This is a genomic window from Sulfitobacter mediterraneus (genome assembly GCF_016801775.1).
GTDB classification, from domain to species: domain Bacteria; phylum Pseudomonadota; class Alphaproteobacteria; order Rhodobacterales; family Rhodobacteraceae; genus Sulfitobacter; species Sulfitobacter mediterraneus_A.
Map to the genome: position 1 here is coordinate 2,791,111 of NZ_CP069004.1, position 15,746 is coordinate 2,806,856.

Here is a 15,746-nt window from a genome sequence, read left to right on the forward strand (position 1 = left end):
TGCGTTTAGGTGGCGCGGCCTGCATCTCGCAGGGTTTGCGAAAGGAACAGCCGATGTATGTGATCAACCCGCCGAAACAGGCCAGCCTCGCGGTGCAAAGCACCGATGACCGGTTTCCGGTGCGGCGGATTTTCTGTGTGGGCCGGAATTATGAGGCACATGCCCGCGAGATGGGCAAAGATCCAACGCGGGAAGCGCCGTTCTTTTTCACGAAACCAACCGATGCCGCAGTCGACACACCCTTCACCCTGCCATACCCAAAATTGACCGAGGATTTGCACCACGAGATTGAGCTGGTGATTGCGCTGGGCAAAGGCGGATCTGACATTGCCGAGGCGGATGTGATGACCCATGTTTGGGGCGCAGCCGTTGGCCTTGATATGACCCGCCGCGACCTACAGGGCGAAGCGAAAAAGATGGGCCGCCCGTGGGATTGGGGCAAAGCCTTTGACAACTCCGCGCCGATTTCTGCGATCAAGCCTATCGCGGATGTCCCAAGTGTTGAAACCGGGCGCATATGGCTGTCCGTGAACGGTGAGATCCGGCAGGATGCGGATTTGTCCGATCTGATCTGGTCGGTGCGCGAAACCGTTGCGATCCTGTCGCGGGCGATGACACTGGCCCCCGGTGATCTGATCATGACAGGCACCCCGGCGGGCGTTGGCCCGGTTGCCCCCGGCGATGTGATCACCGGCGGTGTGGATGGCATCGGAACCCTCGAAGTCAAGATCGGAGATCGCGCATGACGGATCTGGCATTGCACAATTACTTCCGGTCCTCGACCTCTGTGCGGGTACGGGCGGCGCTGAATCTCAAGGGGCTGAGCTATGATTATATTCCGCTGTCCCTGCTCAAGGGAGAACAAGCCAGTCCCGAACATCTGGCGCTAAATCCGTCAGGTTTGGTGCCCACATTGGTCACGCCGGAGGGGGCATTGCCGCAATCCTTGGCAATTTTGGAATGGCTGGAGGAGGTATATCCAGAACCGCCGTTGCTGCCATCTGATCCTTGGGCGCGGGCGCGGGTGCGCAGCCTAGCTCAGATCGTCGCATTGGACATTCATCCAGTGAACAATCTGCGTATTCTCAAACATCTCGAAGCCGAATTTGGCGTGGATGCAACGGGCAAGGCGGCGTGGTTTCGCAAATGGGCGAGCGCGGGCATGCAGGCGCTTGAAACACGGCTGGCGGCAGAACCGGAGACCGGCACGTTCTGCCATGGTGACACGGTTGGTCTGGCCGATCTGTGCCTCTACGCTCAAGTCCTTAACAACGCGCGGTTTGAGGTCGATATGAAGCCCTACCCGACGATCAGGCGCATCCATGAGGCCTGCATGGAGGTGCCAGCCTTGGCGCAAGCTGCGCCTGCCAATCAGCCTGACGCGGTGTGAGCCTGCGCATGGGCAATGACCCGCTCTGCCACGGCTTCCGGCGCGTCCCAATGGATGGAATGGCCTGCATCGGGCAGGGTGATCTGTGAAACCCCCTCGATGGCGGCGAAGGCTTGGCGCCCTTCCGCCTCGGGGATCATCAGATCCTCGGCGGCAAAAATCACCTGTGTTGGTGTTTTGATGTCCCCTGCGCGGGTACGCGGGCGGAAGTTGCGTAAGGCTTCGATCTGATGCGCCATGGCATCGACGGTCTGGGCATGGGGATAGGCCAGCGCCGCCTCGACCGCCATTTTGGCATTTTGCGGGTTTTCAAAAAACGCAGGCCGGAACGCCCAAGGGTAAAGGGCATTGAGCCAATGGGTTTCGCCCCCCTCGGCGCGGCGAATGGCCAGCAAGGTATCAAAGACATGCATCGTGCGCGGTATCCGAACGGGCGCAGAGGCCAGTATGGTCAGCGAGGCCATTGCATCGCCCACGAGGCCGGACAATTCCATCGCCATCAGTCCGCCCATCGAATGCCCGGTGACGTGATAACGCTCATGACCCAAATGCCGCATCAGCGCGGCGGCATCTTCGGCCATTTGTCCTACGCTCACCGGGGCATCCCAAGGGGTGGTCTGGCCAGTGGTGCGGTTGTCGGGGCGAATGACCGTAAAATGCGGTGTCAAAAGCCGGAGCAGAGCGCCCCAGCTGGCATTGTCGCCCATCATCCCGGCCAGCAGCAAGATCGGAGGACCGCTGCCATCGATTTCATAGTGCAGGGTGATATCATCGAGGGCCAAATCAGGCATTGAGTGTACTCCAACAGGGCAAAAGATCGCCATCGGCGGGCGCCGCTTCATAGGCGGCGCGGGCAATGGCACGGGCCAGGCATTGCGCAGCGGCATGGCCAATCAACGTGGTGTCAGGCACCGCAGGGCCGGTGCCAGTGCTCAGGGCAAAGACCAGATCGCCGTCATGGGGCGTATGGGCCGGAACGGTCGCGCGGGCAATTCCATCGTGGGCAGCGACGGCGACCCGCTGGCATTGTGCCTTGGTCAGGGGGGCATCGGTTGCAATGATGGCGATGGTGGTGTTCTCACGTGGTGACATGGCCTGCATCTTGCGGCTGTCCAATTGCAGACCCAGACCAGTCGCGGGATCAACGCCTTGGCCACCAAATTCATCCTCGATCTCAAATGGTGCCGCGAAAAAGTGTTTGTCGCCGGGTGTGGTCACCGCGCCAACAGGGTTGGCCGCAACGAGCGCCCCGACTGTGCTGCCATCTGGCAAAACCAACGAAGCCGATCCGAGCCCGCCTTTGACCATCGCCGTCAATGCGCCCGTGCCTGCGCCAAAACTGCCCAGCATAAAATCAGCCGAGGCATCTTCAAACGCCGCGCGGCCAAGGGCGCGGTAGGGGTTCTCGGTCCAGTCTTTTTCACCGCCATTGAGCAGATCAAACAAGATCGCCCCCGGCACAAGCGGGATCACCGCGCCGCGCACCTGAAACCCGCGCCCCTGTGCCCTCAACCCGTCAACCACACCGGAACAGGCATCAAGCCCGTAGGCCGACCCGCCCGAAAGCACCAGCGCCTCAACCTCTGTCACGGATTTGTCTGGGGCCAGCAGATCCGTTTCCCGTGATCCGGGTGCGCCGCCCATCACATGCACAGAGGCCACAAAGGGATTGGCGGCTGTGACAACCGTTGTACCGGATTTCAGGACATCGTCCTGCGCGTTGCCAACCAAGAGACCGGCAACATCGGTGATCAGGTTCTTGGGACCGGGTTTCATGGAAATGTCCTTTGGTTTTGAAGGAAAGGGCGCAAGGTCATCGCCCGACCCGAAATGCATAGCTGCCGCATTGGTTTGCGGTGCGTGGTGGGCCTTCTGTGATCTCGAAAACCGCGTCACAGCTTTCGAGGCATTGCCGCCAGAAAGCCATGCCATTGGGTGCATTCTCAGCGACACCCAAGACCCAATCACCGCCCAGCGCTTGAAAGATCAGTGTTGCGGCCTCTGTCCCGATCCCGCGATTGCGAAAGGCGGGTTGAATGGTGAACTCCGTCAATTCATGGCAACCATCCTTATGGTTCCACACAAGGGCGAAACCGACTGGCGCGCCATTGAGTTCGATCACGTAAGGATGCCGGCCTGGCTCGATCCAGTAACGGTCCAGCGCGTTTGGAAAATAGACCGGCCCTTCTGGCAAAAGCTCTCGGAAATAGGCTTCTGACATGGCGTCGATGACACCTCGGTTCTGTTCTGGCACCGGTGCGATGCTGATACGGTCGGTCATGCGCGGGCCTGCTCGATCTCGGGCAAGACCGGCGCGGCAGCAATCAGCGATTGCGTATAGGGATGCGCCGGACGTTCAAACACCGCTTCGGTCTGGCCCTGTTCGACAATCTCGCCCGATTTCATCACCAACACCCGGTCCGTAACGGTGCGAACCACCGACAGATCGTGAGAGATGAACAAATAGGTCAGATCATAAGCGCCGCAGAGATCGGCCAGCAGGTCCAGGATTTGCGCCCGTACAGAAACGTCCAAGGCGCTTACCGCCTCGTCAAACAAGATCAGCTCGGGCCGGATGATCAGGGCGCGGGCGATGGCGATGCGCTGCCGTTGACCGCCGGAAAACTCATGGATGTACTTGCTGGCGTCTTTGGGGGTCAGGCCGACCGCGGTCAGGGCTTCGTCAATCGCACGGGTGCGCGACGCGCCCTGCGGTGGATCAGGCAGCAAATGAAATGGTTCGGTGATCAAACGGTCAACCCGGTGCCGTGGATTGAAACTGCCGAATGGATCTTGAAACACCACCTGCATCTGGCGGCGCACGTCCAGATTGGGCCGCGTGCCACTGAAAACGGGTGCACCGTTCAAGGTGATGCTGCCACCCTGTACCTGCTCGAGCCCCAGCAGGGCGCGGGTCAACGTAGACTTGCCGCAGCCCGATTCCCCAACAAGGCCCAGTCTTTCACCGCGTTGAATGGTGAAAGACACATCGTTCACCGCCCGAAAATATCCCGGATGCCCGAACAGGCTGGTGCGCGGAAGACGGTAGTCGCGGATCACATTGCGCACCTCAAGCAATGGTTTTGGCGGTGGCGGTTCGGGCAGTGAAACGCGATGGCTGGACGCTTCAAACAACATCTTTGTGTAGGGATGGCGCATGTTTTGCAAAAGCGCCTGAGTCTCGCCCTGTTCCACCACTTCGCCGTGACGCATGACGATGATCCGGTCGGCCATATCGGCCACCACAGCCAGATCATGGGTGATCATCAGCAGGCCCATGCCGTCTTCTTGGGCCAGTTTTTTCAGCAGCGCCAATATCTGCGCCTGCGTGGTCACATCCAAGGCGGTTGTCGGCTCGTCCGCGATCAGCAAACGCGGGCGCAGAGCGATGGCCATGGCGATCACAACCCGCTGACGCTGACCCCCGCTCAGCTCATGAGGATAGCGCGACAGGGGAAAACGGTCCTGGGGCAGACCGACACGGGACAGGGTTTCGGCGGCGCGGGATTCTGCCTCTTGCCGGGGTACTTCGCTGTGGTGCACGCGAATGGTCTCGGCCACCTGTGCGCCTATGGTCTGCACGGGGTTGAGTGCGGTCATCGGTTCCTGAAACACCATGCCAATGTCATTGCCGCGAATGCCGCACAATTCCGCTTCAGTCAGCTCTGTCAAATCCTGATCGCCCAGCATGATGTGACCGCTGAGCTCGGTGCCCTTGGGCAGCAATTGCATAGTGGCCAGCGCGGTCAGGGATTTGCCTGATCCGCTCTCTCCCGTGACGGCAACAATTTCGCCGGGTGCAACCGACAGGGTCACGTCACGCAGGATTTTGAGCGCGTGAATGGACAGGGACAGATTGGTGATCTCAAGCAGGTTCATACTCGAGCCACCCGCAGCCTGGGGTCCAGATAATCGCGCAACCCGTCGCCCATCAGGTTCAGCCCCAGCACTGTCAGGATGATCGCGAAACCCGGCACCAGCGCCATATGCGGTGCAATGCTGACCAAGGTCTGCGCATCAGCAAGCATCCGCCCCCATGACGGTGTTGGAGGCTGTGCACCTAGGCCGACATAGCTCAGGCCCGCCTCGGCCAGAATGCCCAGCGAAAACTGGATCGTGCCCTGCACAATCAGAAGATTGGTCACATTGGGCAAGATATGTTCAACAGAGATCCGTGCCGCGGATTTTCCTGCAACCCGTGCCGCAAGAATAAATTCCCGCTGCCACAGCGACAGCGCTGCGCCGCGGGTGATCCGGGCAAATACGGGGATGTTAAAAATGCCAATGGCAATGATGGCATTGATCGCGCCTGCACCAAAGATCGCGGTGATCAGAATGGCAATCACAAGACTGGGAAAGGCAAACACCAGATCATTGCCGCGCATGATCAATTCATCCAGCCATGTGCCTTGCCGTGCTGCCGCCCAAAGGCCCAGCGGCACGCCAAGGCCCATCCCGATGCCAACAGCCACCAGCGCCACCGCAATCGAGGTGCGTGCGCCAACCATGATCATGCTTAGAATATCGCGGCCAAAATGGTCAGTTCCCAGCAGGTGTAGCGCATTGGGCGTCTTCAGCTTGTTGGCGATGTCCAGGGCGGCGTGGTCATAAGGGGTCCAGACAAAGCTGATCAATGCGGCGCAGACAAACACCGCAGACAGCACGCCGCCGATGATCAGATTGCGGATCATGTGCGCGACCTCAGCCGGGGATCAACAGCGGCGTAGGCCAGATCAACTAGGAAATTGACGGTGATGACAGAGAAGACCAAGAGCATCACCACCGATTCAACCACGATCAGATCGCGGGCGGAAATAGACTGAAACACCAGCCGCCCGAGACCGGGCAGATAGAACACCTGTTCAATGATGATCGATCCGGCCAGCAGGAAGGAAAACTGTAACCCGATGATGGTCAGCACCGGAATCAACGCATTGCGCAGCCCGTGCCGCCACAGGGCTTGCCGCGCTGTCAGGCCCTTGGCCCGTGCAGTGCGCATGAAATCTTCGCCCAGCACATCCAGCAGCGATGACCGCATGACACGGGCAAGAATGGCGGCCTGCGGCAGGGCGAGGGCGATCGCGGGCAAGGTTAGGGCATGCAGACCGGCCCAAAGCCCTTTGTCCCACCCAACGAAACCACCCGCCGCAAACCAACGCAGGTTGATCGCAAAGATCAGCACCAGCATCATGGCAAACCAGAAGTTTGGCACCGCCACGCCCAGCTGGGTTGCCCCCATCACACCGATATCGCCCGCCTGGCCCCGGCGGGAAGCCGCGTAAATTCCGGCAGGAAAGGCCAAAACGGTACTGAGAACCAAAGCGTAAAGGGCCAGTGGCAAGGACACCCACAACCGGTCAGAGATCATATCCATCACAGGGGTGCGGTAGGTATAGGAGGTGCCAAAATCACCGCTGAGCATCCCGCCCACCCAGGTCAGGTAGCGCTGCACCTTGGGCACATCGAGGCCCAGTTCAGCGCGCAAAGCAGCCAGCGTTTCAGGTTGTGCGTTCATTCCCAGCATAAAGGAGGCCGGATCACCCGGCGCGATCTCTATCACGGCAAAGATCACAATCGACGCCACAGCAAGGCTGATAAACAGCGAAATCAGGCGTTTGATCGTATAACGTAGCATTACGGGAAGGTTAGGCGCAGGAGCGGGGCGGGTCCAGAGGGCTTTGGCGGCGATGCCCTGACGAAATCGCAGTGAATTGACGCCTTGATATAGCGGTTGGTCAGGCCTCCCAAGCAGATGCCGTTTTCGTGATGACTGATATATGCCATATTTTACAACGGCTTGAGGGTATTAGGATAAAAGGCTTCATCTTCTTTAGGAACCAAATGTAAGCCGGCTGGTTGGTTTGGTGACGTTAATGAGTTTTGGAGAGTAACAATGAACACGACTGTAAAAACCCTTGCCATCGCCGCCCTCATGGGCACCGTGTCCGCACCTGCATTCGCAGACGGCCATATGAGCACATCCATGACATGTGCCGAATGGAAAGAGCTCGGTGATGAGGACCGCATGAAAGTTGCCCAAATGGCACTGGCCGAGATCGCAACAGGCGACGACGGTGAAAGCATGGAAGACAGCGCCACTGCAACTGACGATGGCGACGGTGTGACAGCTGCAGAAGCGACAGACAGCGATAACGGCAATGCCACAGGCGCAGAAGCGACAGCGAACGAATCGTCTTTGACAGCGGATGAAAACACCATCAGCGATGACGACATGGCACTGTTCGAACGGACCTGCGACACCAACCTTGACGCTATGGTGTCCGAAGCGGCCATCGGCTCTGCCGGCACACGCTAAATCAACGGACAGTTGAACAAATTGGGGCATCCTTCGGGGTGCCCCTTTTTTTTTGTGTTGATGGCAAGAGCTGCCGCTTGGGATAAGTATGGCGCATGAACAGCCCGCTTTTCATCGGACATGAGATTTATCGTGGCTCCAGCTATGGCCGATGGCACCCTTTGCGGGTGCCGCGTGTATCTACGGTGATGGATCTGTCGCGGGCCTTGGGGTGGTTGCCTACGGGCCAATTTATCACATCGCCCCGCGCCAAGCCTGAGGCATTGGTGAACTGGCACACAGCCGATTACATCGATGCGTTGCAGCGGGTCGAAGCGGACCAGATCGCTACCGCAGATGATCTCTCCCGCCATGACATTGGAAGCGTTACCAATCCGGTCTTCCCCGAGATTTTCCGGCGCCCGGCCACAGCTGCGGGTGGGTCCATCCTTGCAGGTGAGCTGCTGCGCGACGGCGGTGTTGTCTATAACCCTGCCGGCGGCACCCATCACGGTATGCCGGACCGCGCCAACGGGTTCTGCTATCTCAATGATCCCGTGCTTGCGATGCTCAGCCTGCGCCGCTTTGGCATACGGCGAATTGCCTTTGTGGATATCGATGCGCACCACCCCGATGGCGTGGAAGCAGGCTTTGGCGGCGATCCCGATTGCCTGATGATCTCGGTGCATGAGGCACGGTTATGGCCGCGCAGCGGACCGGTCGAAAACGATGGGGGCGGAAATGCGCTCAACATTGCGGTGCCGCGCGGGTTTAACGACAGTGAAATGGCCTTTGTTCGCGATGCGCTGATCCTTCCCCGCGTGGAGGCTTTTGCGCCGGATGCGATCGTGCTGCTTTGCGGGGCGGATGCGGTCGAAGAAGATCCTTTGTCCCATTTGCACCTCAGCAACAACGCGCATTGGGATATCCTGCGCCGGCTCATGGGTATGGCGCCAAGGCTGCTAGTGCTGGGCGGGGGTGGCTATAATCCGTGGTCCGTTGGTCGTCTCTGGACCGGGATCTGGGGCATTTTGAACGGGCAGGATTTGCCTGCAACATTGCCGACGGAGGCCGAGGTTATTCTGCGGGCTTTGCGGTTTGACGGCAATCGCCGCGGCAAGAACGCGCCAGAGCATTGGTTCACGACATTGCAAGATAAACCGCGCCTCGGGGATGTGCGGGATGAGGTCAAAGAGGTTGTGCGGCAGTTGTTGTTGCGACCTGTACTTTGACCTGAAGGGGGTTAGCCCGCGACCTTGCGCATCAGTGCCTCAATCGGGCCGCGTTTGAAGACCAGCGACCAAATATTGGCATAGATCGTCGCGCCAAGACAGAACAACAGCGCTGCGCCAACCGCTTGCGCGATGGTCTGACCACCGAGCATATTCAAGGCCTCAAGCGTGCCCATTCCCACGAGGATATGCGCAATATAGAGAGTCAGTGTTTGCCGCCCAGCAGGCACGATCAACGGAAGAATGCGCCACCGGCCCAGCGGCCTTGCCACTATAAGACACAGCCCAATCACCAAAGAGGCAGCCCCGAACCCCGCCAAGCTATAAAGCGGCATCGGCGGGACCGGGTCGGTCGTGACCAGCAGGGCAAACTCCGCATCGAGCGGCACCAGCATATGTGCCAGTACGAAGCTGGCCCCTTCGGCAAAGGCCAGCGCGCCAGCGCCGAGGCCCACCAAGGCCAACTGAGCCCGGCGTTCTGACAAGGCAAGGCGGCTGAGTACGATGCCAAACAGCAAGAATCCAAGCCAAGGAATGACGGGGTGCCAGCCATTGAAAAACAGGTTCCGGACAAAGCCCGCAGGCTTCCAGAAATCGGCGTAGGCGAAGGTCTCCCAATTCCAGCCGGTGTCATATTCGAACAAGAAAACCATGGCGACAAAGGCCAGGTTGAGCGCCAGAATGGCCAAGACCAACGTGCGGGAGGACAGGGGCAAAAGCAGCACCCCAAACAGAAAGTAGAAGGCGTAATAATGCAGAATGTCGGCCTCGAAGATCAGCATGTTCATGAGGCCAATCGCCAATAAAAACACCGCCCGGCGCAGGGATACAGACACCGTTTGATCCAAGGCTTTGCGCCCCGCAAGGCCAAGGCCGATCCCCGCCAGCACGACAAAGGTCGCTGCGGCGCGCCCTTCCAAGGCACCGCTCAGCAGGCTGAGCCAGCCGCCATCATTTTCCGCACCCATCGCGATCTTGAAGTTCACAATGACCATCCCGACAAAGGCGAGGTATCTGGCAAGATCCAAACCGGCAAGACGGCTTTGCGGGGCAGGGGGTGCGGCATTTGTCATTTGCATGATGTCTGATCTGATCTTTCAAAGGACAAGAGGTGAAATAGCGCTGATGCGGGGCTGTGGCAGAAACGCCGCGTCGCTGTGCGGTTGTCTTGCATTGACGGCGAGGCAATGTCGCAATATGCCCGCAAAAGTAGAAAGAAGTTCAAGAGTAACCTAATGAAAAATATCGTAATGGGCGCCGCTTTGGCGTTTGCCCTGGCGGCTTGTGGTGGGTCAAATGCACCAACGGCAAGCGCACCGGGCCTGAACCCCAAATCGAAAATCTCAATCCTGTTTCAGGATTTTCCTGCGGGAACCGTATGTTCAGTGACCCTGCCGTCGGGCAGATTGCAGACACCAGCCATACCTGGAAAGATCGACTATCCTGCGGCCAATGCCAAATCACCAGTGCGCTGCCAATCGCCAGACGGTGCGATTTATGCGATAGATGTACCAAGTGTCCTGCCATCAGAAGAATTCCGCATCGCGGGGATTACCGCCTATGGCACCGGCCTGATCGTTTCGACGGTTTCAGGGGCTGACCTGTATCAGTTTAAAAATGAAAATGGCGTCACCCGTCGCAAGTGACCAAAAAAGAAAAGGCCCCGACAATCGCGGGGCCTTTTTGGATTCTAAGGGTCAAGGATTACTCGGACCAGCTGACCGCCGTAAGGTCGTTGGCCTGCGTTGGTGCATTGGCCCAGAGACCCTGAACGCCAGCTTTGGCCACTGACAGCGCCGCCAGTTGGAACAGGTAACCATTCACATAATCATTCGAGATGATGGTCTGCGCCTCGCCCAGCATCGCGGTGCGCATGTCTGGGTCGGTCGTGCTGTTCAGTTTGGTCATCAGCTCTTGGAAGGCTGGGTTGTCGTACTGGAAGTAATAGTCCGGGTTGGCATAGATCCCGATATCCATTGGTTCCGTATGGCTGACGATGGTCAGGCCAAAGTTCTTGCCTTTGAACACGGTTTCCAGCCATTGCGCCCATTCGACATTGCTGATCTCGGCTTTGATCCCAACAGCGGCAAGCTGTGCTGCGATGATCTCTCCGCCGCGACGGGCGTAGGAAGGGGGTGGCAAGTGCAGCGTGGTCTCAAACCCGTTGGGAAAGCCTGCCTCGGCCAGCAGCGCCTTGGCGCGCTCGGGGTCATAATTGCTCATCCCGGTATGGTCGACATAGGCGGGGTTGTGCGGCGCAAAATGCGTGCCGATTGGGGTGCCATAGCCAAACATCGCCCCGTCGATGATCGCCTGACGGTCAATTGCATGGGCCACAGCGGCCCGCACCTTGACGTTGTCAAAGGGCGGCATCTTGTTGTTGGTCGACAGGATTGTTTCACCTTCGGTAGATCCGATCAGAACCTGAAAACGTGGGTCTGCCTCAAACTGCGGAAGGTTTTCAGGGGCGGGAAAGCCGCTGAAGACATCGACATCTTCGGCCATCATCGCGGCAAAAGCGGCAGTCGGGTCAGAGATGAATTTGAAAGTGGCCTTGGACAGCACTGCAGGGGTGCCCCAGTAATCCGGGTTGCGGCTGATCTCGATCTTGTCGCCCTGCGACCAGCTGTCGAATTTGAACGCGCCAGTGCCGATGGGCTGTTGCTTGATATTCTCAATGCTTTCGGGCGCGACGATCACGGCGTCACCCCAAGCGAGGTTAAACAACATGTTGCCATTGGGTTCGGACAGTTTGACCTCGACCGTTGTAGGGTCGATGACTGTCACGCTTGAGATGGCAGAATAGAGCGCCTTTTGCGCATTGGCACTGTCTTCGGCGTTGATGCGGTCGAGGCTGAATTTCACGTCTTCGGCATCCATGGTGGTGCCGTCATGGAAGGTCACACCCGAGCGCAGCTTGAATGTATAGGTCAGCCCATCATCAGAGATTTCCCAGGATTCAGCCAAACCCGGAACGACAGAGCCATCACCCATAAACCGGGTCAGCCCCTCGAACACATTGGAATAAAGCACAGAATCGATGGCCCCAGCGGCAGCAGAGGTCGGATCAAGGTGTGGCGGTTCAAGCTGCATGGCCAATGTGATGTCATCTTTGGCCATGGCTGTGCCTGCCATCAGGGCGGCAGTACTTGCGCCCAGCAGAATGGTGCGAAGGTGGAACATGGTGGTCTCCCGGTTGGTTATACCTGACGTTAACAAAAGAATCGTGCTCAAGGCCAGCATTCCTTGGTTTGATTGCCTTTGGTCAGGGGGAGAGGTATGCACCGGCCTTTTGATGGGGCGGGAGCCTGATATGTCATCTACATTGGGCATTGATTTTGGCACATCCAATTCGGCGGCGGGCTATGTCCGGGGTGGCGCGCCGGTGCTGATTGACCTTGAGGAGGGTGCGCAAACCCTGCCGACAGCAGTGTTTTTTGACTTTGACGCCAAGAAGATGAGAGTTGGGGAGCGGGCCGCGAAGGCGCTTTTGTCGGGCGAGGAAGGCCGGTATATGCGGGGTCTCAAAAGCCTGCTTGGCACCCGTTTGATGCGTGAAAGCCGGATGCTCCTAGGGGAACGACTGGATTTCATCGACATTGTCGGGCGGTTTCTGGCTGAGGTAAAACGCCGCGCCGAGGCGGCGACGGGTGAATCCTTTGATCGGGCGCTGTCAGGGCGGCCCGTTCAGTTTCACACCGCAGATAAGGCCCGCAATGATCAGGCTTTGCTGGATCTGACCGAAGCCTATACCCGTGCGGGGTTTTCCGATGTGCGTTTCCTGAATGAGCCTGAGGCGGCGGCGATAGCCAATCGGGCGGCGCTAGAGGATGGTGATCTTGGTCTGGTGGTTGATATTGGCGGCGGCACATCGGATTTTACGCTGTTCCGGCAGAAGCAGGGCGGCGACATTGATATTCTGGCAAGCCATGGTGTGCGTATCGGCGGCACCGATTTTGACCGACGTTTGAGCATTGCCAAAGTGATGCCGCAGCTGGGCATGGGCAGCGACATCCGCCACGCCTTTGGCAATGACACCCATGTCGCACCGAATGCGATCTTTAATGATCTGGCAACATGGCAGAAGATCCCGTTTCTTTATGGCCCTGACACCCGCCGTGCAGCGCGGGAATTGGCCAGGTTTGCTGTGCATCCCAAACGTCTGGCGCGGCTTGAAAAGGTGCTTGAGGATGAATTGGGTCATGATCTGGCCTTTGCGGTTGAGGCGGGCAAGATCATGGCCAATGACCCTACGCAGACAGATCCGGTGATCCATGTGGGCATGTTAAAATCAGGCGCGACCCTGCCTTTACCAGCCGCCTTCATGCACAGGAAACTTGCACCTCTTGCAGATCAAATTGGTGAGGCGGCGCAAACCACGCTTGCGATGGCGGATGTGCCCGCGACGGCGGTGAACAAGTTGATCTTTGTGGGCGGGTCAGGGCTGATGCAGGTGGTCGAAGACGCCCTGCGCAAAAGCTTCCCCGCTGCGCAAATGCATCGCGGCGCGGCAATGACGGCCATTGTCAGCGGTCTGGCGATCCGATCTGCAACGGCCTTTGACGATCAACCCTGAGGCAGCAGGAGCGTTTCCAGCGCCGCGCCCATGACCTTGGCGCTGTCGATCATATCATCGATGCCAATCCACTCATCAGGTTTATGTGCCAATTCCAGAACCCCCGGCCCATAGGCAATGCAGTTTTTCAGCTTGCCGATCCGATCGATGTGTTTTTGATCATAGGTGCCGGGTGATGCAACATATTCAGCCGGTTTGCCCATCACATCCTCAATCGCCTTTGCCACGGTCCGCACCACGGGCGCGTCCTTGTCGGTCATGGAGGGCAAGACGGAATTCAGCTCGGTCAGCTCATAGTCGAAATCGGCGCGGGTCTCGCGCAACCCTTCGAGAAGGTCGGTCACTTCGCCGCGCACCTGGTCCAAGGGTTCTTCGACCAAAAATCGGCGGTCGATGACGATACGGCAGCTGTCTGGCACACAATGGGCGGGCAGTCCTGTGAAGTCATCATCCTGTTCCTTCTGGCCGCCATGGATGGAATTGATATTCATGGTTGATTGCCGCGCCCCCTCGGGCACGACTGGCATTTCTGTCCAACGGGCCGCCATCGCCGGGAACAATTTGTCTTCAAATTCGGTCAGGACTGCCCCCATGTGCCGCACGGCGCAATCGCCCAGAAACGGCATGGAGCCATGGGCAATCTCGCCCTTTGTCTCGATTTCCGCCCACCAGCCGCCGCGATGGCCCAGACAAATGCGATCTTTGTTCAGAGGTTCGGGGATGATCACATGCTGCACGCGGGCCGGGTCGAAATAACCCTGTTCGGCCAGATAAGCGACACCGCCATAGCCACCGGATTCTTCATCCGCAGTGCCCGAAATCTCAACCGCGCCGGAAAAGTCGGGATGGGTTTCGATAAAGGCTTCCGCCGCGATGATAGAGGCCGCCAAGCCGCCCTTCATGTCGCAGGTGCCGCGCCCGTAGATCTTGCCATCCGAAACCTCGGCGCCAAAGGGATCAAAGGTCCAGCCTGCGCCGACCTCGACGACATCCGTGTGGCTGTTGAAATGCACACAGTCACCCGCATGACGCCCCTCGCGCCGTGCGATGATGTTCCAGCGCGGGTATTTTGTGCTGTCTCCCGGCGTGCCATGAGCGCGGATCAGTTGCGTTTCAAATCCATGCGCCGACAACCGCTTGTCCAGATACTCGCAGATCAGGCGATAATCCTGACCGGGCGGGTTCAGCGTCGGAATGCGGATCATATCCTGGGTCAGTGCGATCAGATCGTCACGTTTGGCGGCGATGGCGGAGGCAAGCGATGTTGTCATGGAGGCATCGTTTACCGCATCGCACGTTAAGGCAAGCCCCCTGCCAGCAACGATGCACAATACCTCCGATTTTGGATCAGGTCTTTTCCTTGGTACGGTCCGCGCTAGTTCAAGACTGCCGAGGATTACAGGATTGCGAAATGAACCAGACCCAAGACCCCGAACTCGAAGAAGAAATGGAAGAGCAATCCGTCAATGATGCCGCGGCTTTGTCGCCCAAGCTGATCTACGAAGTGATCCGGCGGGACGGAGAAGAGGAATTGCGACGCACCAAACGGTCGTTGATCTGGTCGGGCATTGCGGCGGGTATGTTGATCAGCCTTTCCGTCTTGGGCGAGGCTGTTTTGCGTACCTATCTGCCCGATACCCCAGGGCGCTACCTGATCGAGAACCTTGGTTATTCGCTTGGGTTTCTGGCGGTGATCATGGGCAGGATGCAGCTGTTTACGGAAAACACGATTACGACGGTCCTGCCGATTATGCAGGAACGCACGTGGTACGCCTTTGGCTGTATGATGCGGCTTTGGGGTATCGTTCTGGGGGCGAATGTTGTCGGCGCATTTGTCGCCGCCGCCCTGTTTGTATTCACGCCGGCATTGTCACCTGAATTGATGCCAGCGATTGAGGGGCTGTCCCAACATGCCACAGGAATGGGCGCGAGCCAGTCGTTCTGGCGTGCCATTCCGGCCGGTATCATCGTGGCATTGATTGTCTGGATGCTGCCCCAGGCTTCGGCATCGGCGTTTTGGTTGATTCTTGTGTTCACCTGGTTGATCGCGGCGGGGGATTTCACCCATATCGTCGCCGGATCAGTGGAAATGGCCGTGCTTGTCCTGCAAGGGTCGTTGACCGTCGGTCCCGCACTCTTTGGGTTCTTTCTGCCAGTCTTGGCGGGTAACATTATCGGCGGAACGATGATATTTACCCTCGTGGCATGGGGGCAGGTGCGCGATGATGTGGAGCCGGAATAGAACCAAGATCA

Annotated in this window: 16 protein-coding genes; 7 read left to right on the top strand and 9 right to left on the bottom strand. The window is 58.4% G+C overall.

Features of this window, described 5'->3' with window-relative positions; genetic code table 11:
* Positions 1-53: 53 nt before the first annotated feature.
* Both JNX03_RS13800 and maiA read left to right on the top strand, forming a co-directional pair.
* Entirely contained in the window at positions 54-746 is a 693-nt protein-coding gene (locus tag JNX03_RS13800; RefSeq protein WP_203209597.1) for a fumarylacetoacetate hydrolase family protein, read from the top strand.
* Positions 743-1,390, top strand: a complete 648-nt coding sequence (gene maiA, locus JNX03_RS13805) for a maleylacetoacetate isomerase (RefSeq protein WP_203209598.1) — start codon at positions 743-745, stop codon at positions 1,388-1,390. Before JNX03_RS13800 ends, maiA begins: the two co-directional genes overlap by 4 nt.
* Here maiA and JNX03_RS13810 read toward each other — a convergent pair.
* Genes JNX03_RS13810 through JNX03_RS13835 form a run of 6 tightly spaced genes read right to left on the bottom strand, consistent with a single transcriptional unit; the run spans position 1,372 to position 7,025 of the window.
* Positions 1,372-2,181 (bottom strand): alpha/beta fold hydrolase, encoded by an 810-nt coding sequence (locus tag JNX03_RS13810; protein WP_203209599.1) that lies wholly within the window; start codon positions 2,179-2,181, stop codon positions 1,372-1,374. The genes maiA and JNX03_RS13810 overlap by 19 nt on opposite strands.
* The gene (locus tag JNX03_RS13815; protein WP_203209600.1) at positions 2,174-3,166 is read right to left on the bottom strand and encodes a P1 family peptidase; all 993 of its coding nucleotides are present in this window, start codon (positions 3,164-3,166) and stop codon (positions 2,174-2,176) included. Before JNX03_RS13815 ends, JNX03_RS13810 begins: the two co-directional genes overlap by 8 nt.
* A gap of 37 nt (positions 3,167-3,203) precedes the next feature.
* Entirely contained in the window at positions 3,204-3,671 is a 468-nt protein-coding gene (locus JNX03_RS13820) for a GNAT family N-acetyltransferase (protein WP_203209601.1), read from the bottom strand.
* On the bottom strand, positions 3,668-5,269 hold the full coding sequence (locus tag JNX03_RS13825; protein WP_203209602.1) for an ABC transporter ATP-binding protein: 1,602 nt from the start codon (positions 5,267-5,269) through the stop codon (positions 3,668-3,670). Before JNX03_RS13825 ends, JNX03_RS13820 begins: the two co-directional genes overlap by 4 nt.
* Positions 5,266-6,081, bottom strand: a complete 816-nt coding sequence (locus JNX03_RS13830) for an ABC transporter permease (protein ID WP_203209603.1) — start codon at positions 6,079-6,081, stop codon at positions 5,266-5,268. Before JNX03_RS13830 ends, JNX03_RS13825 begins: the two co-directional genes overlap by 4 nt.
* Positions 6,078-7,025: an ABC transporter permease gene (locus tag JNX03_RS13835; RefSeq protein WP_203209604.1), complete on the bottom strand. Its 948-nt coding sequence runs from the start codon at positions 7,023-7,025 to the stop codon at positions 6,078-6,080. The genes JNX03_RS13830 and JNX03_RS13835 overlap by 4 nt, the downstream gene beginning before the upstream one ends.
* 258 nt (positions 7,026-7,283) lie before the next feature.
* Between JNX03_RS13835 and JNX03_RS13840 the strand changes: the two genes are divergently transcribed.
* Both JNX03_RS13840 and JNX03_RS13845 read left to right on the top strand, forming a co-directional pair.
* Positions 7,284-7,706, top strand: a complete 423-nt coding sequence (locus tag JNX03_RS13840; protein WP_203209605.1) for a hypothetical protein — start codon at positions 7,284-7,286, stop codon at positions 7,704-7,706.
* 95 nt (positions 7,707-7,801) lie between these two features.
* Positions 7,802-8,917, top strand: coding sequence for an acetoin utilization protein AcuC (locus JNX03_RS13845; RefSeq protein ID WP_203209606.1), 1,116 nt, complete (start codon positions 7,802-7,804; stop codon positions 8,915-8,917).
* Between the two features lie 11 nt (positions 8,918-8,928).
* Here JNX03_RS13845 and JNX03_RS13850 read toward each other — a convergent pair whose 3' ends face one another.
* Entirely contained in the window at positions 8,929-9,990 is a 1,062-nt protein-coding gene (locus tag JNX03_RS13850; RefSeq protein ID WP_203209607.1) for a DUF418 domain-containing protein, read from the bottom strand.
* Positions 9,991-10,104: 114 nt separating this feature from the next.
* Here JNX03_RS13850 and JNX03_RS13855 point away from each other — a divergent pair, with 114 nt between their 5' ends.
* Positions 10,105-10,563 carry a hypothetical protein gene (locus JNX03_RS13855; RefSeq protein WP_203209608.1) on the top strand — a complete coding sequence of 153 codons (459 nt, stop codon included), beginning with the start codon at positions 10,105-10,107 and terminating at the stop codon, positions 10,561-10,563.
* Positions 10,564-10,621: 58 nt separating this feature from the next.
* On the opposite strand, the gene JNX03_RS13860 is transcribed toward JNX03_RS13855, so the two are convergent.
* Positions 10,622-12,100 carry an ABC transporter substrate-binding protein gene (locus tag JNX03_RS13860; protein ID WP_203209609.1) on the bottom strand — a complete coding sequence of 493 codons (1,479 nt, stop codon included), beginning with the start codon at positions 12,098-12,100 and terminating at the stop codon, positions 10,622-10,624.
* 130 nt (positions 12,101-12,230) lie between these two features.
* Here JNX03_RS13860 and JNX03_RS13865 point away from each other — a divergent pair, with 130 nt between their 5' ends.
* The gene (locus JNX03_RS13865) at positions 12,231-13,493 is read left to right on the top strand and encodes an Hsp70 family protein (protein ID WP_203209610.1); all 1,263 of its coding nucleotides are present in this window, start codon (positions 12,231-12,233) and stop codon (positions 13,491-13,493) included.
* On the opposite strand, the gene JNX03_RS13870 is transcribed toward JNX03_RS13865, so the two are convergent.
* Positions 13,484-14,764, bottom strand: a complete 1,281-nt coding sequence (locus JNX03_RS13870) for an acetylornithine deacetylase/succinyl-diaminopimelate desuccinylase family protein (protein WP_203209611.1) — start codon at positions 14,762-14,764, stop codon at positions 13,484-13,486. The two genes, JNX03_RS13865 and JNX03_RS13870, sit on opposite strands and share 10 nt — an antisense overlap.
* Positions 14,765-14,904: 140 nt before the next feature.
* Here JNX03_RS13870 and JNX03_RS13875 point away from each other — a divergent pair, with 140 nt between their 5' ends.
* Entirely contained in the window at positions 14,905-15,735 is an 831-nt protein-coding gene (locus JNX03_RS13875) for a formate/nitrite transporter family protein (protein ID WP_203209612.1), read from the top strand.
* Positions 15,736-15,746 lie beyond the last annotated feature (11 nt).

Bases quoted from the DNA above. Each gene is read 5' to 3' on its own strand.
- JNX03_RS13810 (WP_203209599.1), bottom strand. From the start codon at position 2,181: ATGCCTGATTTGGCCCTCGATGATATCACCCTGCACTATGAAATCGAT.
- JNX03_RS13850 (WP_203209607.1), bottom strand. From the start codon at position 9,990: ATGACAAATGCCGCACCCCCTGCCCCGCAAAGCCGTCTTGCCGGTTTG.
- JNX03_RS13815 (WP_203209600.1), bottom strand. From the start codon at position 3,166: ATGAAACCCGGTCCCAAGAACCTGATCACCGATGTTGCCGGTCTCTTG.
- JNX03_RS13855 (WP_203209608.1), top strand. From the start codon at position 10,105: ATGTCGCAATATGCCCGCAAAAGTAGAAAGAAGTTCAAGAGTAACCTA.
- maiA (WP_203209598.1), top strand. From the start codon at position 743: ATGACGGATCTGGCATTGCACAATTACTTCCGGTCCTCGACCTCTGTG.
- JNX03_RS13820 (WP_203209601.1), bottom strand. From the start codon at position 3,671: ATGACCGACCGTATCAGCATCGCACCGGTGCCAGAACAGAACCGAGGT.
- JNX03_RS13860 (WP_203209609.1), bottom strand. From the start codon at position 12,100: ATGTTCCACCTTCGCACCATTCTGCTGGGCGCAAGTACTGCCGCCCTG.
- JNX03_RS13825 (WP_203209602.1), bottom strand. From the start codon at position 5,269: ATGAACCTGCTTGAGATCACCAATCTGTCCCTGTCCATTCACGCGCTC.
- JNX03_RS13840 (WP_203209605.1), top strand. From the start codon at position 7,284: ATGAACACGACTGTAAAAACCCTTGCCATCGCCGCCCTCATGGGCACC.
- JNX03_RS13845 (WP_203209606.1), top strand. From the start codon at position 7,802: ATGAACAGCCCGCTTTTCATCGGACATGAGATTTATCGTGGCTCCAGC.
- JNX03_RS13865 (WP_203209610.1), top strand. From the start codon at position 12,231: ATGTCATCTACATTGGGCATTGATTTTGGCACATCCAATTCGGCGGCG.
- JNX03_RS13835 (WP_203209604.1), bottom strand. From the start codon at position 7,025: ATGCTACGTTATACGATCAAACGCCTGATTTCGCTGTTTATCAGCCTT.
- JNX03_RS13870 (WP_203209611.1), bottom strand. From the start codon at position 14,764: ATGACAACATCGCTTGCCTCCGCCATCGCCGCCAAACGTGACGATCTG.
- JNX03_RS13800 (WP_203209597.1), top strand. From the start codon at position 54: ATGTATGTGATCAACCCGCCGAAACAGGCCAGCCTCGCGGTGCAAAGC.
- JNX03_RS13830 (WP_203209603.1), bottom strand. From the start codon at position 6,081: ATGATCCGCAATCTGATCATCGGCGGCGTGCTGTCTGCGGTGTTTGTC.
- JNX03_RS13875 (WP_203209612.1), top strand. From the start codon at position 14,905: ATGAACCAGACCCAAGACCCCGAACTCGAAGAAGAAATGGAAGAGCAA.